This is a genomic window from Streptococcus anginosus (assembly GCF_900636475.1).
GTDB classification, from domain to species: domain Bacteria; phylum Bacillota; class Bacilli; order Lactobacillales; family Streptococcaceae; genus Streptococcus; species Streptococcus anginosus.
In genome coordinates this window covers 133,015-155,343 of sequence record NZ_LR134283.1, presented here as the reverse complement: position 1 = coordinate 155,343, position 22,329 = coordinate 133,015, and the positions used below count along the sequence as shown (strand labels likewise).

General features: G+C 39.2%; 22 protein-coding genes, 3 pseudogenes and 1 riboswitch. Of the genes and pseudogenes, 7 read left to right on the top strand and 18 right to left on the bottom strand.

The genetic code is table 11. The features are described from left to right. Positions 1-270 precede the first annotated feature (270 nt). Complete coding sequence (locus tag EL079_RS00805) at positions 271-1,125, bottom strand: bifunctional methylenetetrahydrofolate dehydrogenase/methenyltetrahydrofolate cyclohydrolase (RefSeq protein ID WP_003031287.1); 855 nt, start codon at positions 1,123-1,125, stop codon at positions 271-273. Between the two features lie 267 nt (positions 1,126-1,392). On the opposite strand from EL079_RS00805, the gene EL079_RS00800 reads away from it, so the two are divergent. The 3 genes from EL079_RS00800 to EL079_RS00790 are packed head-to-tail and all read left to right on the top strand — an operon-like array spanning position 1,393 to position 4,758. Beyond that, positions 1,393-2,685: an ABC transporter permease gene (locus EL079_RS00800; protein WP_003031280.1), complete on the top strand. Its 1,293-nt coding sequence runs from the start codon at positions 1,393-1,395 to the stop codon at positions 2,683-2,685. An 11-nt stretch (positions 2,686-2,696) separates the two neighbouring features. Continuing rightward, the gene (locus EL079_RS00795) at positions 2,697-3,344 is read left to right on the top strand and encodes an ABC transporter ATP-binding protein (RefSeq protein ID WP_003023699.1); all 648 of its coding nucleotides are present in this window, start codon (positions 2,697-2,699) and stop codon (positions 3,342-3,344) included. A 22-nt stretch (positions 3,345-3,366) separates the two neighbouring features. Continuing rightward, the gene (locus EL079_RS00790) at positions 3,367-4,758 is read left to right on the top strand and encodes an ABC transporter permease (protein ID WP_003031283.1); all 1,392 of its coding nucleotides are present in this window, start codon (positions 3,367-3,369) and stop codon (positions 4,756-4,758) included. A gap of 104 nt (positions 4,759-4,862) precedes the next feature. Here the strand turns inward: EL079_RS00790 and EL079_RS00785 are convergent, their stop codons facing one another. The 6 genes from EL079_RS00785 to EL079_RS00760 all read right to left on the bottom strand — a co-directional run bounded on the left by EL079_RS00785 (position 4,863) and on the right by EL079_RS00760 (position 8,977). Further along, positions 4,863-5,108: a hypothetical protein gene (locus EL079_RS00785; RefSeq protein WP_223349563.1), complete on the bottom strand. Its 246-nt coding sequence runs from the start codon at positions 5,106-5,108 to the stop codon at positions 4,863-4,865. 94 nt (positions 5,109-5,202) lie between these two features. Beyond that, positions 5,203-5,745, bottom strand: coding sequence for a ClbS/DfsB family four-helix bundle protein (locus EL079_RS00780; protein WP_018543567.1), 543 nt, complete (start codon positions 5,743-5,745; stop codon positions 5,203-5,205). Between the two features lie 75 nt (positions 5,746-5,820). Continuing rightward, a complete protein-coding gene (locus EL079_RS00775; RefSeq protein WP_003031275.1) occupies positions 5,821-5,955 on the bottom strand; it encodes a FeoB-associated Cys-rich membrane protein in 135 nt (44 codons plus the stop codon). A gap of 8 nt (positions 5,956-5,963) precedes the next feature. Further along, the gene (gene feoB, locus EL079_RS00770; RefSeq protein ID WP_003031281.1) at positions 5,964-8,108 is read right to left on the bottom strand and encodes a ferrous iron transport protein B; all 2,145 of its coding nucleotides are present in this window, start codon (positions 8,106-8,108) and stop codon (positions 5,964-5,966) included. After that, a complete protein-coding gene (locus EL079_RS00765) occupies positions 8,105-8,581 on the bottom strand; it encodes a FeoA family protein (RefSeq protein WP_003031292.1) in 477 nt (158 codons plus the stop codon). The genes feoB and EL079_RS00765 overlap by 4 nt, the downstream gene beginning before the upstream one ends. Positions 8,582-8,746: 165 nt before the next feature. Further along, positions 8,747-8,977: a DUF1797 family protein gene (locus tag EL079_RS00760; protein ID WP_003023686.1), complete on the bottom strand. Its 231-nt coding sequence runs from the start codon at positions 8,975-8,977 to the stop codon at positions 8,747-8,749. 238 nt (positions 8,978-9,215) lie between these two features. On the opposite strand from EL079_RS00760, the gene EL079_RS00755 reads away from it, so the two are divergent. Next, positions 9,216-11,501: an ATP-dependent Clp protease ATP-binding subunit gene (locus EL079_RS00755; RefSeq protein WP_003031274.1), complete on the top strand. Its 2,286-nt coding sequence runs from the start codon at positions 9,216-9,218 to the stop codon at positions 11,499-11,501. Positions 11,502-11,548: 47 nt separating this feature from the next. On the opposite strand, the pseudogene EL079_RS00750 reads toward EL079_RS00755, so the two are convergent. Further along, positions 11,549-12,153, bottom strand: a pseudogene (locus tag EL079_RS00750) (GyrI-like domain-containing protein). Positions 12,154-12,543: 390 nt separating this feature from the next. Here EL079_RS00750 and EL079_RS00745 point away from each other — a divergent pair. The 3 genes from EL079_RS00745 (at position 12,544) to EL079_RS00735 (ending at position 14,556) form a co-directional block, all read left to right on the top strand. After that, entirely contained in the window at positions 12,544-13,668 is a 1,125-nt protein-coding gene (locus tag EL079_RS00745) for a PTS sugar transporter subunit IIC (protein ID WP_003031278.1), read from the top strand. 75 nt (positions 13,669-13,743) lie between these two features. Then, the gene (locus EL079_RS00740; RefSeq protein ID WP_003031294.1) at positions 13,744-14,193 is read left to right on the top strand and encodes an NUDIX hydrolase; all 450 of its coding nucleotides are present in this window, start codon (positions 13,744-13,746) and stop codon (positions 14,191-14,193) included. A 63-nt stretch (positions 14,194-14,256) separates the two neighbouring features. Then, complete coding sequence (locus tag EL079_RS00735) at positions 14,257-14,556, top strand: DUF1827 family protein (protein ID WP_003023675.1); 300 nt, start codon at positions 14,257-14,259, stop codon at positions 14,554-14,556. 71 nt (positions 14,557-14,627) lie between these two features. On the opposite strand, the gene EL079_RS00730 is transcribed toward EL079_RS00735, so the two are convergent. From EL079_RS00730 to EL079_RS00685, 10 genes and pseudogenes are all read right to left on the bottom strand, one after another. Beyond that, a complete protein-coding gene (locus EL079_RS00730; RefSeq protein ID WP_003031282.1) occupies positions 14,628-16,682 on the bottom strand; it encodes a cation:proton antiporter in 2,055 nt (684 codons plus the stop codon). A gap of 11 nt (positions 16,683-16,693) precedes the next feature. Then, positions 16,694-16,948, bottom strand: a complete 255-nt coding sequence (locus EL079_RS00725) for a hypothetical protein (RefSeq protein ID WP_003023671.1) — start codon at positions 16,946-16,948, stop codon at positions 16,694-16,696. 12 nt (positions 16,949-16,960) lie between these two features. Further along, entirely contained in the window at positions 16,961-17,509 is a 549-nt protein-coding gene (locus tag EL079_RS00720; RefSeq protein ID WP_003023670.1) for a tRNA (mnm(5)s(2)U34)-methyltransferase, read from the bottom strand. Next, positions 17,503-18,447, bottom strand: a complete 945-nt coding sequence (locus EL079_RS00715; RefSeq protein WP_003023668.1) for a TIGR01212 family radical SAM protein — start codon at positions 18,445-18,447, stop codon at positions 17,503-17,505. Before EL079_RS00715 ends, EL079_RS00720 begins: the two co-directional genes overlap by 7 nt. A 41-nt stretch (positions 18,448-18,488) precedes the next feature. Next, on the bottom strand, positions 18,489-18,815 hold the full coding sequence (locus EL079_RS00710; RefSeq protein WP_003023667.1) for an MGMT family protein: 327 nt from the start codon (positions 18,813-18,815) through the stop codon (positions 18,489-18,491). 21 nt (positions 18,816-18,836) lie between these two features. Then, positions 18,837-19,271: pseudogene (locus tag EL079_RS00705) on the bottom strand (phosphatase PAP2 family protein); the annotation flags it as partial. Between the two features lie 5 nt (positions 19,272-19,276). Next, positions 19,277-20,212 carry an IS30 family transposase gene (locus EL079_RS00700; protein WP_126438392.1) on the bottom strand — a complete coding sequence of 312 codons (936 nt, stop codon included), beginning with the start codon at positions 20,210-20,212 and terminating at the stop codon, positions 19,277-19,279. A 93-nt stretch (positions 20,213-20,305) separates the two neighbouring features. Continuing rightward, positions 20,306-20,548, bottom strand: a pseudogene (locus EL079_RS00695) (phosphatase PAP2 family protein); the annotation flags it as partial. Continuing rightward, positions 20,538-21,101, bottom strand: a complete 564-nt coding sequence (locus EL079_RS00690; RefSeq protein WP_003031637.1) for an ECF transporter S component — start codon at positions 21,099-21,101, stop codon at positions 20,538-20,540. The pseudogene EL079_RS00695 and the gene EL079_RS00690, both read right to left, overlap by 11 nt. 148 nt (positions 21,102-21,249) lie before the next feature. Further along, positions 21,250-21,474: riboswitch (FMN riboswitch) on the bottom strand. Positions 21,475-21,542: 68 nt separating this feature from the next. Next, on the bottom strand, positions 21,543-22,055 hold the full coding sequence (locus tag EL079_RS00685) for a tRNA (cytidine(34)-2'-O)-methyltransferase (RefSeq protein WP_003030225.1): 513 nt from the start codon (positions 22,053-22,055) through the stop codon (positions 21,543-21,545). Between the last annotated feature and the right edge of the window lie 274 nt (positions 22,056-22,329).

Below are 22,329 nucleotides of genomic sequence, written 5' to 3'. Positions count from 1 at the left end.
TATTTTATATAAAGGAAAAAAGACCTGTCTAGGACATTCTTGTCTCAGACTCGTTTACTTTCTAGAATAAAACTCAATACGCAATTGAGTGGCCTTTATTACGCTGATGATATCAGCTTTTACAAACCTACTCAACCTTGCAGGGTGGGGCAACAAATTTGATTTCTTACGAAATACCATTTTTATACGTAATTTTCACGATTACACTCTTTCTGTGGGGGAGTTTGTAGTAGAATCATGGCTGTTGTCTGTCCCACTCCCGTGACATTCTTATTTTTTCAAACTCCGTTTACACGCTCGATAGGTTTGCTCCATGAGCATGGTAATGGTCATCGGACCAACCCCTCTTGGTACAGGAGTAATGAGACTTGCGGTTTCAGATACTTCATCAAATTTTACATCGCCAATCAATTTACCATTTTTATCACGATTCATACCAACATCAATCACGACTGCGCCTTCTTTGACAAAATCTTTAGTCACAAAATGTCCGCGACCAATAGCTACAACTAAAATATCAGCTTTTTTTGTAATTTCTGACAAGTGGTGTGTCCGTGAATGTGTCAGAGTCACTGTAGCATTTTTAGCTAAAAGAAGCTGTGCCATGGGCTTTCCGACAATGTTACTTCGTCCAATAACAACGGCGCGTTTACCTTCTAATTCAACGCCGTATTCATGAAACATTTCCATAATACCAGCAGGTGTTGAGGGAATCATAACAGGATGGCCACTCCAGAGTCGCCCCATATTCAGTGGATGAAAGCCGTCCACATCTTTATCAGGGTCAATTGCTAACAGCACCGCCTCTTCATCAATATGCTTTGGCAGCGGCAATTGCACTAAAATGCCGTGCCAGTCTGGATCTTGATTATATTGTTCAATTAAGGTAAGCAATTCCTCTTGTGTCGTCGTTTCTGGCAGACGTATTACTTCGCTCCGAAACCCTACAGACAAAACGGAGCGCTCTTTATTTCGTACATAAATCTGACTGGCTAGGTTATTCCCCACTAAAATCACTACAAGTCCTGGAATCAATCCTGTTTCGTCTTTTAATTTTCTAACCTTTTCTGCTAACTGTATTTGCAATTTTTCTGCCAAAGCCTTGCCATCAATTATCTTTGCCATATCCATCTCATTTCTAATTTCTTCATTCTATTATAGCAGAAACTCAGGTGTTTGTCCTATAGACTTTTTTATAGAAAGTTATAGAGCGAAACCAACCTTGTCTTTCCACCTTTTTCTACTATTTTATGAAAATTTACACAAAAAACAGAAAAAAAGGAGCTAAAAAACTTAAAATTATCTTAAACCTTAAAACTATTTTAAGGTAACTGCTTTAACATAGAACACGGTACCGATTTAGTTTAAAAATATATAGAAGGGAAGAAAATTATGCAAATAGCCAAACAGGCTTTGAATTACATCAGTAGAAAAAAAGTTAAAACTGTTCTGATTTTTCTGATACTAACATTTATTTCCACTGCTTTATCCAGTAGTTTTTCGATTATGAAAACGACGGACAATATCGAAAAAAGGATTTATGATGCTTCAAATACTGGCTTTGCTATCACCAGTAAGAATATTGAAAATCCAATTTCATTAAAAACGGCAGAGAAATTGTTAGAGAATAAAGAAATCTCAAAACATAACTTAAAATACGATGCACTGGCAACCTTGACAAATAAAACAGTTGTCAAGAAGAGACAAGGAGTGACGCGGGACAATCAAAATCCTATTCTCAACAATCTCGTTGCAGCATTGGGCACAAATAATTCTCAGTTGGAAACGACCTTTGTCAGCGGTGTCTTTAAGTTAGAAAAAGGAAAACATCTTCAAAAAAGTGACCGCTCCAAGGTGTTGATTCATGAAAAATTAGCTGCGCAAAATCATCTCAAAGTCGGTGACAAATTCAAACTGCAAGGCATATCATTACGAGACGGTGATGCAAAAAATGGCAATGAAATAGAAGTTGAAGTTGCAGGGATTTTCTCTGGTAAAAAAGAAGAAAAACAAACGGGATTAAGTTCTGATGCAACGGAAAATACTCTTTATTTGGATTATGAAAGTAGTCAACGCTTAGCAGGCTACAAAGCAACTGACTATCAGGTCACATCAGCAGTTTACTATGTTGCTAATCCAAAGAACATTGACCAAGTGGTGACCGCCGTTAAGAAAGCGCCTATTGACTGGAGCAAGTTAGATCTTGTTAAAAATACGAAAGCATTTGAGACTATCTCTTCTTCTATCACGAGTTTTAAACAGATTGTTCGTGTCTTAACATTTAGTATCATCATCGGCAGTATCATCATTCTGGCCCTGATTCTTATGTTTTGGTTGCGAGAGAGAGTTTATGAAATCGGAGTGCTCCTATCGCTTGGTATTTCAAAGACAATGATTATGTCCCAATTTGTGCTAGAGCTTGTCATCATCTCTGTGTTTAGCATGGTTCTATCCACGATTAGCGGTTCTTATCTGGCTACCATGGTCTTTAAAGGTTTTATCAAGAAAGGACAAGACGGAGCTGATTCAGCGGCACTCTTTGAAAATGTGGTACCACACCTAGATTTTGCAACAATTGGTGTGACCTATGGCATTTTGCTCATCATCATCTTATTTGCCGTAGTGGGCTCGTCCTCTATTATTTTACATAAAAAACCGAAGGAAATTTTAACCGATATTAGTTAAGGAGACAAAAAATGACGATTTTAAAAATAGATACTGTTAGTTATCAGTACAACACTTTACAAGAAAATGTATTGCAACAAATCACGACTTCATTTGAAAAAGGGAAATTTTACGCCATCATCGGGAAATCTGGTGCAGGAAAATCAACCTTGCTTTCCCTTTTAGCAGGACTTGACACTCCCACAAAAGGAAAAATCCTCTTTGAAAATCAAGACATTGCTGAGAAAGGCTACAATCACCACAGAAGCAAACAAATCTCTTTGGTCTTTCAAAATTATAATTTAATTGACTACCTGACACCTCTTGAAAATGTCCGTTTGGTCAATCCACATGCAGATAAAGAAATCTTGTTACGGTTAGGCTTGAGCGAGAAAGAGATTCACCGCAATGTCATGCGTCTCTCTGGCGGTCAGCAGCAACGGGTGGCTATTGCACGTGCTTTGGCATCAGAAGCCCCTATTATCTTAGCCGATGAACCAACAGGGAATCTAGACGCTGCTACTGCCATGGACATTATTGACATTCTTATCACCTCTGCCAAAGAGAAGAATAAATGTGTCATTGTGGTGACACACAGCAAAGAGCTGGCTGATCAAGCAGATGTTGTCCTCGAATTAAAAAATAAAAACTTAGTGGAAGTCACTAAGAAAGCGAAATGATACCCCAAGGAGAAGAAATGATATGTTACCAATAAAAAACGCTTTGGCTTATGTCTGGCGCAAGAAAATCAAAAGCTTGATTATCTTTTTCATCCTGCTAGCCATCTCTACCTTAACCTTAGGCAGCATTGCTGTTAAAAATGCGACTGACGCTGCTTCAAAAGAAACATTTAAAAATATTACCAGCAGCTTTTCCATGCAGATCAACCGTGAGGTCAATCCAGGAACACCACGCGGTGCTGGAAATCTCAAAGGCGAAGACATTGATACGATTAGCAAAGTTGCCGGTATTTCCGGCTATGTCAAACGCATGAACATTGTAGCGGATCTGATAGATCATCAACTGGTTGAAATGCCTGACGGCGACCAGCAATTGAGTGAAGATCGCAAGCAAAAATTCGGCCGTGCCATTATGGCAACAGGTATCAATGACTCATCGAAGGATGATAAATTTACTGCGGGAACCTTCAAACTAGTTGAAGGTAGACATATCAACAAAAATGACAAAAATGTTGCTTTAATTCATAAAGATTTTGCAGAAAAGAACAAACTTAAAGTCGGCGATACGATTAATATAAAATCGAATACTTATGACTATGATAACGTTCGCAAAGCTAATAAAACGACTAAAGTGACAGTTATCGGAATTTTTGACGGGAAAAATAAAGGAGGCGTTTCTAGTCCTCAAGAATTGTATGAAAATACCTTTATCACAGACTTAGAAACGACTAAAACTTTACAAGGTTCAACAGATAAAAACGCTATTTATCAAGATGCTACTTTCTTTGTAAATGGTAGCCAAGATATTGATAAAGTGATGGCGAAAGTAAAAGAAATATCATCTATTGATTGGGAAGCCTACACCCTTGTTAAGAGCACAAGCAACTTCCCAGCACTTCAATCTTCTATTAACGGTATTTACGGCGTTACTGGAAACCTCTTAATCGGAACTCTAATCTTTGGTGCAATTGTTCTGACGCTAGTATTGTTCTTATGGATCAATGGTCGTAGAAAAGAAATGGGAATCATGCTTTCAATGGGAATTAGCAAAACAAAGATTTTCTTCCAATTTATCACAGAAGTTCTCTTTGTAAGTATATTTAGCTTCATTGGTGCTTACTTTGCAGGTAGTGCTGTCAGCAAGGTGATGGGAAATAGCATTTTGAAACAAGTTACCAGTGGTATTGCTGAAAAACTAGCTCGAGAAGGTAAGAGCGCCAATCTTGGAGGCGGGGCTGAAGTGGATGGCTTTAACAAGACCCTCACTAGCCTCAATGTACATGTATCTCCTGATGATATGACCAAGGTGGTCATCTTTGGACTTGCCATTATCATCGTTTCCGTCCTCATTGCTTCAATCACGCTCCTTAGTAAGCAACCAAAAGACTTACTAATGGGTGATAATAGCAAGTAGAGCACAGAAACCATTCATATAAAGAGGCTGAGAAAAAGATCTCAGCCTCATTTTATTATGGTCAAAAACCTTTGACGCGGTAGCTAATGCTCAAAGCACTGCTTTTAAGGTTGCAAATAGAGCTTGCGGAGCAAGTCACAATTTTGTTCGTCTTTTAGGCTCCAACAAATTTCTTTGATAAACACTTTGTTTTCTTTATCCACCACCTCAACAGTCTCCTGGGCTGTTGAGCAACCTGAGCCTAAAAACAAGAGAGCGAAACTAAAAATATTCAATTTTTCGTTCTGCCCCACCATCTTACTTGATAAGTTACTTTTGCCAACCTTCGAACGGAATAACCTTGGATTCACTCTGATATATCAAAGAATGATGTGAAGTTCTTTGGATTTGCTCTCTTAGCCATTGTATGTTGTTTGTCTTTTTGCTCCCAACCATACTGATTGTTTACTGATTTTTACAGTTCTTTTGATGTGCTTTCAGCTTCTTCATAGCCCAGTCGTAGTGACTGGATGTGCAGCTGACAAAGTAGGAGCCAAGAGTACTCCCACCAACCCATTTATAAACACTCTTTGAAAACAGCTCTTCATTTGTAAAGGTTTCAGCCAGGGTTAGCACTTTTTCCTGTGATTGATGAAGCAACTTGATTGCTTTTTCTAGCGGTGTCTGTTGATGTTTTTGCCAAAATGCCACATTCATCTCACCATAGCTTCTCCAATTATAAGGTGCTGGCAAAAACGATTTTTCGACACCATTTTGATTGGAATGCACCCAATCCAAAAGCAATTGCTGCCACTCATAAAGATGAATGAGAACATCTCTGAGGTTTTTATCCCTCTTCCAATGCGCCTCTTTCTTTTTTTCATCTTTTGAAAAATCAAATGGAGTCTTTAACTCTTCTTCTGTTAATTGGGAAATCAATGACTGCAGCTTTGCATATTGCTGCGTCGCTGCACTGATCAACTCAGTCTTGCTAGTAGGTCTTACCATGTTATGTTCTCCTTCTTTTTAATAAATCATACAACAAATGACCTGACAACCTCTGTCATGTTTTTAGTTTTCTCTTTATTTTTGTCTCATTTTTTCTTTGATTTCACATTGACAGTCACAATCACCACAGTTCCCCTTTCCCTTAATGATGTGGTGCAGCGCTGCGCCAGCTAAAACTAAAATAATGATAAATACAATAATCGTGGACATAATTTCTCCTATACTGTTTGATGTGTCAGACTATCTAAAGTGATAACTTCTACTTTTTCTTTCCGTGGTTTTCTGAAGATGAAATAGAGACCAACTGCTACAACGAATAAAGCAAAGACAGTCACTGGAGATATTCCTTTTCCGTACAGCAAAACTTGACCAAACTGGTAAATCACAAAGCTGACATTATAAGCCAGTAGAGTTTGGAATGAAATAGCAATCCACGTCCACTTGGCATTGCCTATTTCCCGATGAATCGCACCAATCGCTGCAAAACAAGGAGCGCAGAGCAGATTAAAGACAAGGAATGAGTAGGCGGAAAGTGCCGTATAATGCTGTTGAAGATTGGTCCACAACTCTTTGGTAGTCTCTGTCGCGTCTGTCACTTTATACAAAATCCCAAAAGTGGAAATCACCGTTTCCTTCGCCAATAAGCCGGTAATAGCCGCAACCGTTGCTCGCCAATTGCCAAAGCCAAGAGGAGTAAAGATCCAAGCTAATCCTTTTCCTAAGGTAGCTAGAATACTATCTTCTGTTTCGACCGCCTGTAAGCTAAAGTTATAGGAACTAGCAAACCAAATGAAAATATTGGTCACAAAGATAATCGTTCCAGCACGCTTAATGAAGCTCAAAGCCTTTTGACCGGCATAACGCAACACCGTTTTGACTTGTGGCAAGTGGTAACTCGGCAACTCCATGATAAAGGGCGCTACTGCTCCACCGAGACTCGCTGTCTTTTTCAAAGCAATCCCTGATAAGACAATCGCTCCCATTCCGACAAAATAAGCGCTTGGTGCAATCCAAGGATTGTCAGGAAAGAAAGCTCCCGCAATCAAGGAAATAATTGGCAACTTGGCAGAACAAGGCATAAAGGTTGTTGTCATAATGGTAATTCTACGGTCACGTTCATTTTCAATGGTTCTACTCGCCATGACACCAGGAACGCCACACCCCGTCGAAATCAACATGGGGATAAAGGATTTTCCAGATAAACCAAACCGCCGAAAGATTCGATCCATTACAAAGGCAATCCGGCTCATATAGCCGATGTCTTCCAAGATACCCAAACAGGTAAATAAGACAAAAATCTGAGGCACAAAGCCTAGCACAGCTCCGCAGCCTGCGATAATCCCATCAATGATTAAAGATTGAAGCCAGTTGGCTACAGCTAATTGCTCTAGCAATGATTTAACACCATTTGGAATCCATTCTCCAAAGAGGATGTCGTTTGTCCAATCCGTTCCCATCGTTCCAATCGTTTGAATGGAGAGAAAATAGACCAGCCACATAACAACTGCAAAAATTGGCAAGGCTAAATAACGATTGGTCACAATACGGTCAATCTTATCCGACAAACTCAATTGATTGACATCAGCTTGCAGCGCCATTTTGACTGCTGCCTCAATAAACTCATACCGCGCATTGACAACAATGGTCTCTGCGTCTTCAGTGTAGATTTCTTCCGTAATCCGAATCGCATCTTCAATCTCTGTTTTTTGAAAATCAGACAATGCCAGCTGTTCAGATAATTCTTTATCGCGTTCAAAAAGCTTAATGGCATAAAAACGAGCTTGTTTTTGAGGTGCTGCATTCCCCAAAATACGGATAATTTCTGACAAAGCCGCTTCAAAATGACTATCGTAAATAGGATAGATCGTTTCATCCGTGCGCTCTATTTCTCGCAAGGCCTGCCGCATAACTTGGTCAATCCCTGTTTTTTTCAAAGCACTGGTCGCTACGACCGGCACCCCTAGCTGATAACTTAATTTAGTCGTATCAATCCATTTTCCTTGCTTTTCAACGACATCGCTCATATTTAAAGCCAGCACAACCGGAATCCCCGTCTCAATCAATTGCAAACTCAAGTACAGATTCCGCTCTAAATTGGTCGCGTCAACCACATCCAAAATAGCATCCGCATTGCCACTCAAAAGATAATTTCTACTGACCATTTCCTCAGAAGTATAAGGAGATAAGGAGTAAATTCCCGGTAGGTCTTGGATAATGATTTCTTTATTTTTGCGAAATAATCCACTTTTCTTCTCGACAGTGACACCAGGCCAATTTCCCACATGCTGGCTACTACCGGTTAGAATGTTAAATAAACTGGTCTTTCCACTATTCGGATTTCCCGCAAGCGCTAATTCTTTCATCCTTTTGCTCCCTTTTCGCTTTTCACAACACTAACCAGACTCGCTTCTGACTTTCTCAACGTCAAATCGTAACCTCTCAACTTAATTTCTAATGGATCACCTAATGGTGCGACTTTCTGCAACTGAACTTTTGTGTTTTTCGTCAAACCCATATCCATCAGCCTCCGTTTTAAAGCACCATCCGCATGAATTGCTTCTATATATGCCACATCTCCAACAGCTAATTCAGATAAAGGAAGGGCTGAGCAGTTGCTATCTTTCAGAACAACGTCCAGCTTTTCCAAAATAGAATTGTCCAAAGCAATCCTCGCAGCTCGAACTAAGAGAATGGCTGTATCATTTGTTTTTGAAATGATTTGAATAAAACTTCCTATCTTAATCCCTAAATCTGCTAAATGACGGACGCTCGCTTCCTCTAAATCAATTCCGACAATTTCATATTCTGTTACTAATTTCATTTGAGATAAATCCATACTCTCTCCTTTTCTGTTTGTCAAGAAATATGCTTACTATCATTATTAGTATACCACTTTTTTCTAAGAATTTCTGACAATTCTAAGGTAGATAGGCAAAAATTATTGCAAATTAAATACCCCCTAAGCAGGTGCCTAGAGGATATCTTATTAGAGACTAGCAAATTAATACAACAATTCATAAATTTCCATAGCAATCAAATCAATACTGTCAAATGTATAAGTTTCACGCGCTGCTACATCACGAAGAGTGAATACTGAGCCATTTTCTTCGTCATAGCTATAAGCTACTTCTGCTACAACAACTCCGTCACGCTCAAAATTGCGTTTCAAATTGCCGCCATCTTTTGTCATAGCATCTAAACGATTGATAATTCTTACTAAATGTGATTCCATTTTCCTTCTCCTATTCATTTATACGTTACTATTTTACCACAAATTAAAGATGAAATACCAGTAAAAGCCCTGTTTTTGATAAATTTAACACAAAATAAAACGCTTCAGTACAAAAATCTGTCTTTTAACACTTTATTCTTGCAATGTTTTAGAATACTGCTATAATAAAACTAAGAAATTTGACTATTATTGACCAATTGGTATTATTCAAACAAATTTTAAAAGAAAGAGGTAGCACATGCTTTGTCAAAATTGTAAAATAAATGAATCAACCATTCACCTTTACACAAATGTGAATGGAAAACAACACCAAGTTGACCTCTGTCAAAATTGTTATCAAATCATGAAAACAGACCCCAATAATGCTCTGTTTCGTGGAATGACCAATATGAATAATCAAAACAACTTAGACCCGTTTGATGATTTCTTTAATAATCTTGGAAATTTCCAAAATCATCAAGAACCGCAGACCCCTCCTACTCAATCAGGTGGTGGTTACGGCAATGGAGGTTACGGTTCCAATCAAGGTGGGGGTGCACGCCAGCAAACTCCGCAACAGCCAAAAGGACTCCTAGAAGAATTTGGCATCAATGTAACCGAATTTGCTCGGCGCGGTGAAATTGACCCTGTCATCGGTCGTGATGAGGAAATCGTCCGCGTCATTGAAATTCTCAACCGTCGAACAAAGAACAATCCAGTCCTCATCGGAGAGCCCGGTGTCGGTAAAACAGCTGTTGTAGAAGGCTTGGCACAGAAGATTGTGGACGGTGATGTTCCACATAAACTTCAAGGAAAAGAAGTCATCCGTTTAGATGTAGTCAGCCTAGTGCAAGGAACTGGTATCCGCGGTCAATTTGAAGAACGAATGCAAAAACTCATGGAGGAAATCCGTTCTCGTCAGGATGTGATTCTATTCATTGATGAAATCCATGAAATCGTTGGAGCTGGTGCAGCTGGAGATGGGAATATGGATGCTGGTAACATCTTAAAACCTGCTCTTGCTCGCGGCGAGCTTCAATTAGTTGGTGCCACAACTCTCAATGAGTATCGCATTATCGAAAAAGATGCAGCACTGGAACGCCGGATGCAGCCAGTAAAAGTGGATGAACCAACGGTTGAAGAAACCATTACTATTCTAAAAGGCATTCAAAAAAAATACGAAGACTATCACCACGTCAAATACACAGACGATGCCATTGAAGCAGCGGCTGTCTTGTCCAATCGTTATATCCAAGATCGCTTCTTGCCCGATAAGGCCATTGACTTGCTAGACGAAGCAGGCTCTAAGATGAATCTGACACTTAACTTTGTCGATCCAAAAGTCATTGATCAACGATTGGTAGAAGCTGAAAACCTCAAGGCACAAGCTACTCGTGATGAAGATTTTGAAAAAGCTGCTTATTTCCGTGACCAAATTGCCAAATACAAAGAAATGCAGCAAAATAAAATGGCAGACCAAGATACACCTATCATCAGTGAAAAAACGATTGAGCATATCATTGAGCAAAAAACAAATATCCCAGTTGGTGACTTAAAAGAAAAGGAACAATCGCAATTAATTAGTCTGGCTGATGATTTGAAAGCTCATGTCATCGGTCAAGATGATGCCGTTGATAAAATTGCCAAAGCCATTCGCCGTAATCGTGTCGGACTTGGCTCTCCTAATCGACCAATTGGATCCTTCCTCTTTGTCGGACCAACCGGTGTCGGTAAAACAGAACTTTCTAAACAATTAGCCATTGAACTCTTTGGCTCAGCTGACAGCATGATTCGCTTTGATATGAGTGAATATATGGAAAAACACAGCGTAGCCAAACTCGTTGGAGCACCTCCAGGCTATGTTGGCTACGAAGAAGCCGGACAATTGACAGAACGCGTACGCCGCAATCCTTATTCTCTCATTCTGCTTGACGAAGTAGAAAAAGCGCACCCAGATGTCATGCACATGTTCCTGCAAGTTCTTGACGATGGACGTCTGACAGACGGACAAGGGCGCACAGTTAGCTTTAAAGATACAATTATCATCATGACTTCCAACGCCGGTACTGGAAAAGTCGAAGCAAACGTTGGATTTGGTGCAGCGCGTGAAGGACGAACTAATTCCGTCCTCGGTGAATTGGGCAACTTCTTCAGCCCAGAATTTATGAATCGTTTCGATGGTATTATTGAGTTCAAATCTCTTAGCAAGGAAAATCTCCTACAAATCGTAGATTTGATGCTTGAAGATGTGAATAAACGCTTAGCTGTAAATGGTATTCACCTAGACGTAACAGACAAAGTCAAGGAAAAATTAGTTAATCTTGGTTACGATCCAAAAATGGGAGCTCGTCCACTTCGTCGGACAATCCAAGATCACATCGAGGATGCTATCACCGACTACTATCTTGAACATCCAAGCGAAAAAGAGCTCAAAGCTGTCATGACAAGCAACAGCAAGATTGTTATCAAATCAGCTTCAGCTAAAAAATCTGAAAACGAAGCTGACAAAGAAATCAAAACAACAGCAGATGACAATGCTGATTAGATATGAAAATCACTCCTTAGAAGTTTCTCTAGGGAGTGACTTTTTAGTTACTGAACACTGTACCTCAAAATTGTCTTTAGTTTCTCTGGAGCGGTGCGATTTTTATTGTTCAAATAAATTTCACGATGATATGCTGTGCAGCGTTTTAACCCATTTTCTTGACAGAAAGCATCCATTTTCGCGAAGGTTTGTGGTTCATCGTCAAATGGTCCTACATGAAGCATGGCAACACTGCTTCCTTCGCTTATTCGTTCAAAGCGAATCTCATTATAAAACGGATTTGGTTTTTTCACTTTTACTTTTTCGAGAGCTGTTTCAACTATTTCATTTGTAATAAACTCTGGCTGAGCAATCATAATCGTATAAACCAAGTCGTCTTTTACCAAAGTCTCTGCTTCTGTTTGCTGCCAACTCCCTTCCAAAGGGTAAACGGTAAAATCAGTAAATTCCTGATGATGAGCAGTTTTTTATACTCCATTTTAATCGCATAAGCGAGGGAATAAAGAGCAGAAACCCTTTCTGAAAAGTCAGCTTTATTTGGATTTCCTTGACCATTTAACATGATAAATGACTGCACAGGGTGTTCAATGACCACAGGAGTTTTTGGACCTTGATAAAGTTTTTTATCTAATTTTCTCCATTCATATTTCATTTGTTTGCTCCTTTCATTTTTCTATCATGAGTATAACAGAAGAAACTTGTCACCCGATGTCAACTTTTATATAAAAGTAAAATTTGTTTGAAGATTTTTCTTCTGTTTTTCCATATTTTTTATAATAGATATTCTGTTTTTTCAAAATAATCAGAAAATTTCAATTTTTCTATTGTTTTTTTGGAATAAGATGTTATAATAGACAACAAGAAAAATAAAAAAGGAGTTACGTTATGTTGATTATAGATATTATTATCATTATTTATAGTATCTTATCAAGGCGTAGCTACCGTTTTAAAATGGGATAATCATCTCCATTTTTACATGACTCCGCCTTATTCTCATTTGGGATAAGGCGGATTTTATTTTTCAAAAATAAAGGAGTTTTTTATGACAAAAGAAAACACAACCGCATCACTTACCCCTAAATCATTTTTGCATAAAGTTCTAAACGGAACCGCAATTGGTGTTATCGTAGCCTTGCTTCCTAACTGTATCTTTGCCATTATTTTCTCTTTAGACTTTTTCAAAAATAATGCTTTCTTTGCAACTTGGAATGTGGCTAACGTTCTTTTCCAAGCCACTTTATCTGCCGTAATTGGAACGCTGGTTGCCTTGGAATTTAATTTCAAAGGAATGAAAGCTGCGCTTCTGACAGCCATTGCTTTTGTTAGTTCTGGTGCTTCTAGTAAATTAGCGGGTGCTACAGAGTTATTAGGATATCTCCAAAAGCAAAAAGCCCCTGCTGAAATTACCGCAACTGCAAACAAAATGGTTACTGGATTCTACACGACCGGTACAGGGGACATTATCAATGTCATGCTAATTTGTGCCCTTAGCGTTCTCGTATTGCTCTGGCTAGAAGGAAAATTTGAATCCTTTAATTTCGTTCTTCTGCCAATCGTTGGATCGCTTCTTGCGACTGTGGGGCTATTTACACTTCCTTATGTCAAAATGATTTCTAGCTTAATCGGGCAGGGAATTATCTACTTTACGGATCTTCAGCCTTACTTAATGAGTGTTCTCATCTGTGTTACTTTTGCTATCTTAATCGTGGCTCCAATCTCAACAGTTGCAATCGGTCTTGCCATTGGACTAAATGGACTCGCTGCCGGTGCTTCTGCTATGGGGGTCGGAACAACTTGTATCGTACTTGTTGTTCATTCATTCTTCGTCAATAAACCTGGTGTAACTGCTGCTGTCGCCCTTGGTTCAATGAAAATGATGATGACCAATGTCTTTGAACATCCAATCTCTTATGTTCCTATCATTGCAACTTCTGTTGTAACTGGACTATTGGTTCCCCTCTTCACCATTACCGGGACGCCTGCATCAGCAGGTTTTGGATTAGTTGGTCTGACTGGACTCTTCGCTTCTGTTACAGGCGGACTTTCCATGGGACTGGCAATCTTAGCTTGGCTTGTCATCCCAACAGTCGTTGCCATTCTTTTCCGTCTTCTCTTTGAAAAAGTGCTCAATTTATACACAGCAGATATTTTCAAATTTGAACCTTAAAATGCTTGAAAGCCTTGACAGCACTTGATTTCTGCATTATGATATTAGTAGCATATAAGAAAGAGTGGAAACGATATGACAGTCGCAACTTTTGGAGAAAAGCAAGAAGACGTTCAATATGTGAATCGCTATGGCGTTTATGCAGTTATTCCAGATGAAAAGCAAGAAAAGATAATTTTAGTGCAAGCCCCCAACGGCGCTTGGTTCTTGCCCGGAGGCGAGATTGAGCAAGATGAGGATCGCTTAACTGCCTTAAAACGTGAACTGATTGAAGAGCTTGGTTTTACTGCTCAAATCGGTCAATATTACGGACAAGCAGATGAATATTTTTATTCTCGCCACCGCGATACCTATTTTTATAACCCTGCTTACATTTATGAAGTAAGCCAGTATGAGCAATCGCAGGCACCTTTAGAAGATTTTAATCAGCTCGCCTGGTTTCCAATCGAAGAAGCTATTTCCAAATTAAAACGTGGCAGTCATAAATGGGGAATTGAAATGTGGAAAAAGAATCATAAAGTATGAGAAATTGTTCACATTTCTTATGAAAAAGTGCTATAATAGGAATAGAATATAGGAGGAAGTCAGATGAAGCTTATTAACACGACAAACAGCCATGCACGCCTTGTACAAAGTCAATTAGAAAGTACAGATGCTACACTAGTTGAGACTTTTTCCGCTGGAAATACAGACGTCGTCTTTACGCAAGCACCTTTTCATTATGAAATTCTGATTTCAAATAAACACCGCGCCATTCGCGAACAAGAAGTTGAAAAAATTCGAGAATTTTTTCTGAAACGAAAAATTGATACAAAATCGATTGATGCCTCTCGAATTAAGACACTCTATTCAACAAACCTCATTGAAATATCCATCCCAACTAAATAAGCCTGTCAAGGCTTATTTTTTTTGTTTAAAAAAGAGTGAATTCGCAACTAAGTGCTCAATCCACTCCCGTTTTATTTCTGTCTGACATAGTTCATCATGTCGTATGGTAATGTATTGGCGGTTTCTTTGAGAGAATAATTTTCTAAATTATTGACATTTTGACGGAGAAATTTTGCATAACTAGCTGAAATCAGCTTTTCGTGTTCATATTCAAAAATAATCTTCCGCTCCAAATAATAGCCTCGTAGCATTTCCTTGATATTATTCGGTTTGATACGCGTAATAACCCGTTCAATAAAAGCACTGCTTTCAATAATTGCTGTCTCACGAATACGCGAATCTTGCAAGAAATTGATAAGCGCAGTATTATAAACACCCTTCAGATTTTCTAAACTCCCGATAATTACTTCTGTATTGGCTAGATACAGTTCGGCAATCTCTTCTCTTTCAGCCTTACTAGGCTTTGCTCTATCTTGATTGAGCCAATTACGGAAAGTAGAGCCAAATGTAACAATCTCATGCAGCAATAAGCGAGTCATTCTGAAAAAGCTAATCAAAAAATAAGTGAAGCGCGAAGCAAGGTTGCGGTTGATTCTTTGCTCCATATTCCATAAATAACGTTGGTAAATGGAATAGACACGGTTGCTTATTTTTCTTTCTTCGTAGGCTTGTTCCAAACCGTCACTTTCGATACTCAGCATCAGCAATTGTAAATCTGTCAAATCTTTTTGAACAGATCTTCCTTCTTGCTCCAAGATAAGATTTTCGATTCGTCCATGATAATTATCAATAGCCGCGTAAAGCGGAGCCTTAACTTTGGTATGTTTCAAATCTTCTTCCAATTCTTGGACAACATCATTTAAAATAGCAATATGCATGAGGTAGTCGGATGATTCTTCTTTGTTTTTTGATAAACGAGGTAATATTACAAGCCCTGTCAAAAAACTAAGCAACGTAACCCCAGCCACCAAGAAAAGCAAGAGAGGATACTTTTGTTCTAACGCTGTTGGAATCAAGAGAATGGTCGCAATAGACACCGTTCCTTTCACGCCTGAAAAAGTTAACAGAGCAATGTCTCTCCAATATTTCGACATTCTCTTTTTCAAACGCAGACTTCTCCAGAAATAAAAGCCATAAATCATGACAAAACGAGTGGCAAATAGCACAATCGTCAGTAAAAGAATTGTCAGAAGGAGTCGAAGATTATCATAAACCGGACTTTTCAAAATGGGTTCAGCTATCGTTTCCAACTCAATTCCTAAAATGACAAAGACCGCTCCATTCAGCATAAATGTGACAGTTTGCCAAATCGTATCTGTCACGGTATCAACTTGAGCTTCTAATAAAGTAATCCTTTTAAAACGACTAGCCTTAAAAATCCCTGCCACGACCACTGCAATAATTCCTGATACATAGAGTTCTTCGGCCAAAAAGAATGTCAGCAACGGTAAACTTAATTCTAACAACAGTTCTCCTGCTGTGTCTGAGACTCGCACCGTATACAGCAGCTTTTGCAACTGACGATTTAAAAAAGCTGTTAGACCACCCACAATAAAACCACCAATGATCGAAAGGATAAGTGAGATGCTGGCTTCTTGAGCCGAAAATTTCCCTGTCGTCCAAGCCGTCAGGGCAAATTGAAAGGCAACTAGACCACTCGCATCATTTAGCAAGCCCTCCCCTTTCAAAATATTTTCTACACGTTTTGGAAAGGTAAAGCGCTCAGATAAGGACGCAAAAGCCACCAAATCAGTCGGACCCAAGGCGGCTCCAACCGCGATACAAGCTGCAAGAGGAAGATACACCCATAGCCAATGCGATAAAAAACCAAGACTCAAAGTTGATAGAAAAATAACTGGAAAAATCAGATAAATAACAATCTTCCAATGCTTAAGAATACTGGTAATATCGCTTTCTTCTGCTTCTCGAAACAGTAGCGGTCCAATGATTAAAGCTAGAAACAGCTCCGTTTCTAAATGAAACGTTCCAACTGGAATGAAAAATCCCAAGCCAATCCCTAATAGAATTTGTATGAGTGGCGTTGGCAAGCTTGGAAATAGCTTGTTGGTGGCATTTGAAACAATCAGAACAGATAAAAAGATAATAATATAAAGGAGTAAGTCCACATTTTCCTCCTTTATTTTTGTTTACAGCATTTTTCAAAAAGCATCTTCTGCTCGGAGATTTTTTGCTCTATTTTCGATAAATCGCGATGCTCAATCATTTTTTGACAGCGCTCCATTTCAAGATTGACTAATTTTTTCTTAATCCGAAGCATTTTTTTGCTCATCTGCGCATCGTTTACTTGCTTTGCTAAGATTTCTCCATTGGTTGAATCTAGATATTGACTACGCAAACAGTTCAATTTTTCATGTAGATATTGCTTATCCATTTTTCTCCCCACTTAGGTCATTTTTAATTTCTCAATCATCACTAAAAAGGGGGGCTGATTGATTTGGTTGATTGTTTTATAAAGGGCGACAGTAAATTCCTGCTGCGGCAATTGACTGACAAAATCTAAAACTGCATCTCGCTCCACATCGCCACCTGTATGTCCATAATAAATCATGATTGCAATCCGACCGCCAGTTACTAAGCGCTGACATAATTTTTCCAAAGCCTGAATAGTTGTATGTGGCTGCGTAATCACTGTTTTATCTGCCGACGGAAGATAGCCTAGATTAAAAATAGCTGCTTTAATACTTGCAACATATTGATCCACATTTTCGTGACCTGTTAAAAGCAGTTCAACATTGTCCAATTTAGCTTCTGCCAAGCGCTTGGTAGTTTGCTCAACGGCTTGCTCTTGAATATCAAAAGCATACACTTTTTTAGCCAATCGTGCCAAGAAAAGCGTGTCGTGCCCATTGCCCATAGTGGCATCAACGACGATGTCTTCATCAGTCACTACTTCCTCTAAAAAAGCATGTGCCATTTGTAATGGTCTTAACATATAAATCGTTGCTCCTTTGCTTTACACCCTTGAACGCTGCCGCGACGGTTCATTTCCTGTTCAATCGCATTGAGAACTTCCCATTTGTTGAGGCTCCACATAGGGCCAATTAACATATCTCGTGGCGCATCGCCTGTAATCCGATGAATGACGATATGCTTAGGGATTATTTCTAATTGGTCACAAACAATTGAAACATACTCATCTTGGCTAAGCAGCTGCAAGCGTCCTTCATGATAATCTCGTTGCATGCGTGTGTTGGTCATTAAATGCAAAAGATGTAATTTAATCCCTTGAATGTCATTGTCTGTCACACAGCGGCGAACATTTTCTATCATCATTTCGTGAGTTTCACCAGGTAAGCCATTGATTAAGTGAGAAACTATCTCGATTTTTGGAAATTTCCGCAGACGTTGAACCGTTTCAACATATAATTCATAGGAATGTGCGCGGTTAATCAATTGCGAAGTAGCTTCATAAGTCGTCTGCAAGCCCAGCTCTACCGTCACATGCATGCGTTCAGATAATTCTGCTAGATAAGCAATCGTCTCATCAGGCAGGCAGTCTGGTCTGGTTCCAATGTTAATACCTACAACTCCTGGCTCATTGATGGCTTGCTCATATCGCTCACGAATGACCTCCACCTTATCATGGGTATTGGTGAAATTTTGAAAATAAACTAGATATTTCTTGACTTCAGGCCACTTTCGATGCATAAAATCAATTTCCTTGTAAAATTGCTCACGAATCGGTGCTTCTGGTGCTACAATGGCATCACCTGACCCAGATACCGTACAAAAAGTACAGCCACCATGAGCTACCGTTCCGTCTCGATTAGGGCAATCAAAGCCAGCATCAATCGGAACTTTAAAGGTCTTCTCTCCAAATAGTTTTCGATAATAAGCATTTAACGAATTATATGGTTTCATAACTTTCATTGTACCACAAAATAAAACAGAACTCGCGTTCGGAGTTCCATTTACACTTTACTAATGTCCGTTGGCTTCCATTGGTGCTTTTTCAAATCCACACAGCCATTCGTTTTAAAAGTCACTCCTTCGGCCCAAAGGAGATGTCTCTGCTCCTCCCACGCTGGCGCTAAGCGTCCTGCGGAATTAACCACACGATGGCAAGGATACTTCCCATAAAGTCCAGCCTGAGACAGGACGCGACCTACCAAACGAGCATTTCTTTCTCGCCCTATCAAATGCGCAATTTGTCCATAGGTAGTCACTTTTCCCACAGGAATGCAGGCTACAACTGATAAAATTTGATTTATTAATTTTTCATTCAATACTTTATTCATCAGCATTTCCCTTGTGACAACCTAATTTTGTTTTCTTCTAAAACGCCATTGGAAGCGCAACTTATCATAATAAGGAAATTCAATATGCAACATCCCTAAACCTAAGAAAAGACTTCCTAAAACATCTGTTGGATAATGAACTCCTAGATAAACGCGAGATGTCATGATTGTAAGAATGAATACCATGAGTAACACTTGCAGCAAATGTCTGAGATGACGATTTTTCACGCGCTGGCTCACAATAATCACTAACGCCCCAACAACTAATGTCGAAGCCAAGGCATGTCCACTCGGAAAAGAAAATCCACCTTCTTCTACTAAATGTTGGATCGTAGGACGAGGACGTTGATAGACATTTTTCAAAAGAGCCACTAAAATTCCCGTCAAAGCAAGATTTCCAGCCAAAAGAATCGCCTCACTCCACCATTTTTTATGATAAATTGCAATAAAAAGTGCAACGTTTACTCGTACTCATCCACTAGAGCTTCACAAGCAGTTCTGTAAGCTAAACATTTTCGTGGTCGGTGATTGATATCATATAAGGCCTTGTTCAAAGCCTCATCAGAGATAGCGGCTAAATCTGTTTTCTTTGGGAAATATTCTCTTAGTAAGCCATTTGCGTTTTCATTGCTTCCTCTCTGCCAGGATGAATAGGCGTCCGCAAAGAAAAAGGAAATTCCTAAATTCTCTACCAGAGGATAGCAGGCAAACTCTTTTCCCCTGTCTGAAGTGAAGGTTTTAAGAGCCTCTTTTGGAAATAGCCTACAAAGTTGTTCGATGGCTGAAAACATGGATTTGGCTGTTCTGTCTAGTATCTTGAAAGCTAAGTAAAAGCGCGTTTTTCGCTCCAGAAAGGTCGCTAAACAGCCCTTGCTTTTGCCTCTGGAAGACACCACAGTATCGAGCTCCCAGTGACCAAAGGTCTCACGATTCCTGACCTCTTTAGGACGTTTGGCAATCGATGTGCCAATCCTAAATGTCCCACGTGTTTCTTTGGGTTGTCGAGTTTTTCCTTTACGACGAAGGATGCTTAAATCCAGATCAATCAAACCAGCATAGAGCCAGTTATAGATAGTTTTAAAAGTTACCATTGGCTTTTGTTCAAGCTGATAGCGGCCACAAATCTGTTCAGGCGACCAGGAGGATTTTAAACCGTCTTCAATTTCCTTTTTCAACTTTGGTGTCAAACGAGACTTCCGACCTTTTTGCTTAGCCCTGTGGTCATAATGTTCCTGTGCTAAGGCTGCGGAATAACCATTTTGGCATCGTCTTAACTCTCTTGAAATGGTAGACTTATGGACGCCAAGTTTATTTGCAATTTGGCAAGGTTTCAAACCTAATTCTAAGTAGGTTTCTATCTTTATTCGGTCGGTTATGGTAAGATGGGAGTAGCTCATAGATTTTCCTCGGGTTCTGTTTGTGTGGTTACTTACAGTTTACACCAATGAAACGCTATGAGTTTTTTTGTTGCACTATATTTTACAATTTATCTTATAAAGAAAAAGACCAACTAAAACTGCGACCCAGGTCACAATAACGGGGGTATTGATTAGACTGGTCAAGCTAGAAAAAAACATGGTCAATGCATGTGGCAAATTGCCACGCAAAGTCGTTTGAAGTAGGCTATCAAATCCTTTTAATTGACCTGAATGAAACTTAACAACATATCCTAGAATTACAAAAAGCAAAAGGGCAAAAGAGCCCTTGGTTAAAAAAGTTTGTTTATTTTTCATATTTGATTAAAATCGGCTTTAAAAGCAGATAAATCAGCCAGAAGGCAACTGCAAAAACCACACCTTCTAATAGATTAAATGGAATGACCATTGCAAATAGATAGTTTGCCACGCCCAGAATCTTTGAAATATCAAAATTAGCAAATGTTGCATAGAGTGGAATAGCATAGGCATAGTTGAGAATCAGCATTGCCAAGGTCAATCCGAGCGTCCCCACCACAGAAGCGATTAGAAAACGAACGGTTGTCTGCTCTTTTTTCCAAATCAAAGCAAAAGCAATTACGAAAACAGCAACCGCAATGATATTCATCGGCAAGCCAATATAAGTATTGACGCCTTGATTGTTCAGCAGCAGTTTGAGCGCCGAACGAACCAATAAAATGCTCAAAGCGCCACCTAAATCCAGCACCACTAATCCCAGTAAGATTGGTAAAATACTGAAATCTAGCTTTAAAAAGCTAGCCCCCGGTAAAATCGGGAAATCAAAGAACATCAGCAAAAATGAAATTGCTGAAAGAATGGCAACAACAGCCATTTTGCGTGTATGTGTCATAACAGGTTCCTCCAATTTATAAAAATTAGAGAAGCTGGAAGGCTGGCTGAAGAACAATTTCTCTAAATCAACGGAACCTTTGAAATAGTATAAGAAAATCTCCTTAAATGAAATTTAAAAGCTGTAATTTTAGACCTTCTTCATTGCCTTTCGTCTTCTCCCATCCAGACTGTACTGTCGGTTGTGGACTTGCACCACATCAGCTTACGCTCGCGGACTTAAAGCAGCTATCCAGTTGGCAAAGATTTTGTTTTTAAATGAAGTGGCGTTTCAAGGGTACACAAAGAAACTACAACGCTATATAAAAACAAAAGATTGTCAACGGCTACAAATTACCGCCGGTCGGGAATTTCACCCTGCCCTGAAGACCCTTTAATCATAACAAAAAAAGCCTGCTAGAGCAAGCATTTTATCCGATGTCGTCCATTCTTTTAAGAAATCCTATTTTAATTTGTCATGTGCATAGTGATGTACTAGATCTAATCCTGTAAAATCTTGCTGGCGCAGGGCTTCATACACCATCATACAAACTGTATTTGACAAATTCAGACTTCTGACATGCTCATCGTTCATCGGAATCCGCAGGGCTTTTTCAGAATGAGCACGCATAAAATCTTCTGGCAATCCCTTATCCTCACGCCCAAACATGAAATAGTGATTTCCAGCAGTTGCAAAATTTTCTTCCGCATAAACCTTCTCCGCAAACTTAGAAATCAAATACAATTGTCCGTCCATTTTACTCATGAATTCTTCTAAATTGTCATAATAAGTAATGTCCAGCTTATCCCAATAATCCAAGCCAGCTCGTTTCATCTTACGGTCATCAATCGGAAATCCCATTGGTAAAATGATATGAAGTGGTGAATTCGTTGCTGCGCAAGTCCGAGCAATATTACCCGTATTCTGTGGGATTTGCGGTTCAAAAAGAACAATGTGGTTTTGAAATGTTGTCATATGTTATAGCCTTCTCATCTATCTTAGTGAACTGTAATTGCTATCAAGCAAAAAAATAGCCACACTGCCCGGAGTCAAGCTCAGCAGACAGCGTGGTTTAAGGCTCATTAACTTACATCACAACAGGTTTGAGGTAAATCAATGAGGGTACTTTATTAGTATATCACTTTCTTAGCACATGTCAACAAAAAAAGCTTTATTTTTTCATATTTTCTAGATTTTTATGACGAATTTTCAAGTTTTATCTTTTTATTTTCAATTACTGGACTCTTTT

Excerpts from the sequence above, each read along its gene's own strand:
- EL079_RS00700 (WP_126438392.1), bottom strand. The coding sequence starts at position 20,212 with ATGAGCTACTCCCATCTTACCATAACCGACCGAATAAAGATAGAAACC.
- EL079_RS00790 (WP_003031283.1), top strand. The coding sequence starts at position 3,367 with ATGTTACCAATAAAAAACGCTTTGGCTTATGTCTGGCGCAAGAAAATC.
- EL079_RS00765 (WP_003031292.1), bottom strand. The coding sequence starts at position 8,581 with ATGGATTTATCTCAAATGAAATTAGTAACAGAATATGAAATTGTCGGA.
- EL079_RS00795 (WP_003023699.1), top strand. The coding sequence starts at position 2,697 with ATGACGATTTTAAAAATAGATACTGTTAGTTATCAGTACAACACTTTA.
- EL079_RS00725 (WP_003023671.1), bottom strand. The coding sequence starts at position 16,948 with ATGGATAAGCAATATCTACATGAAAAATTGAACTGTTTGCGTAGTCAA.
- EL079_RS00720 (WP_003023670.1), bottom strand. The coding sequence starts at position 17,509 with ATGTTAAGACCATTACAAATGGCACATGCTTTTTTAGAGGAAGTAGTG.
- EL079_RS00690 (WP_003031637.1), bottom strand. The coding sequence starts at position 21,101 with ATGACACATACACGCAAAATGGCTGTTGTTGCCATTCTTTCAGCAATT.
- EL079_RS00775 (WP_003031275.1), bottom strand. The coding sequence starts at position 5,955 with ATGTCCACGATTATTGTATTTATCATTATTTTAGTTTTAGCTGGCGCA.
- EL079_RS00685 (WP_003030225.1), bottom strand. The coding sequence starts at position 22,055 with ATGACAACATTTCAAAACCACATTGTTCTTTTTGAACCGCAAATCCCA.
- EL079_RS00755 (WP_003031274.1), top strand. The coding sequence starts at position 9,216 with ATGCTTTGTCAAAATTGTAAAATAAATGAATCAACCATTCACCTTTAC.
- EL079_RS00805 (WP_003031287.1), bottom strand. The coding sequence starts at position 1,125 with ATGGCAAAGATAATTGATGGCAAGGCTTTGGCAGAAAAATTGCAAATA.
- EL079_RS00760 (WP_003023686.1), bottom strand. The coding sequence starts at position 8,977 with ATGGAATCACATTTAGTAAGAATTATCAATCGTTTAGATGCTATGACA.
- EL079_RS00800 (WP_003031280.1), top strand. The coding sequence starts at position 1,393 with ATGCAAATAGCCAAACAGGCTTTGAATTACATCAGTAGAAAAAAAGTT.
- EL079_RS00735 (WP_003023675.1), top strand. The coding sequence starts at position 14,257 with ATGAAGCTTATTAACACGACAAACAGCCATGCACGCCTTGTACAAAGT.
- EL079_RS00715 (WP_003023668.1), bottom strand. The coding sequence starts at position 18,447 with ATGAAAGTTATGAAACCATATAATTCGTTAAATGCTTATTATCGAAAA.
- feoB (WP_003031281.1), bottom strand. The coding sequence starts at position 8,108 with ATGAAAGAATTAGCGCTTGCGGGAAATCCGAATAGTGGAAAGACCAGT.
- EL079_RS00745 (WP_003031278.1), top strand. The coding sequence starts at position 12,544 with ATGACAAAAGAAAACACAACCGCATCACTTACCCCTAAATCATTTTTG.
- EL079_RS00740 (WP_003031294.1), top strand. The coding sequence starts at position 13,744 with ATGACAGTCGCAACTTTTGGAGAAAAGCAAGAAGACGTTCAATATGTG.
- EL079_RS00710 (WP_003023667.1), bottom strand. The coding sequence starts at position 18,815 with ATGAATAAAGTATTGAATGAAAAATTAATAAATCAAATTTTATCAGTT.
- EL079_RS00780 (WP_018543567.1), bottom strand. The coding sequence starts at position 5,745 with ATGGTAAGACCTACTAGCAAGACTGAGTTGATCAGTGCAGCGACGCAG.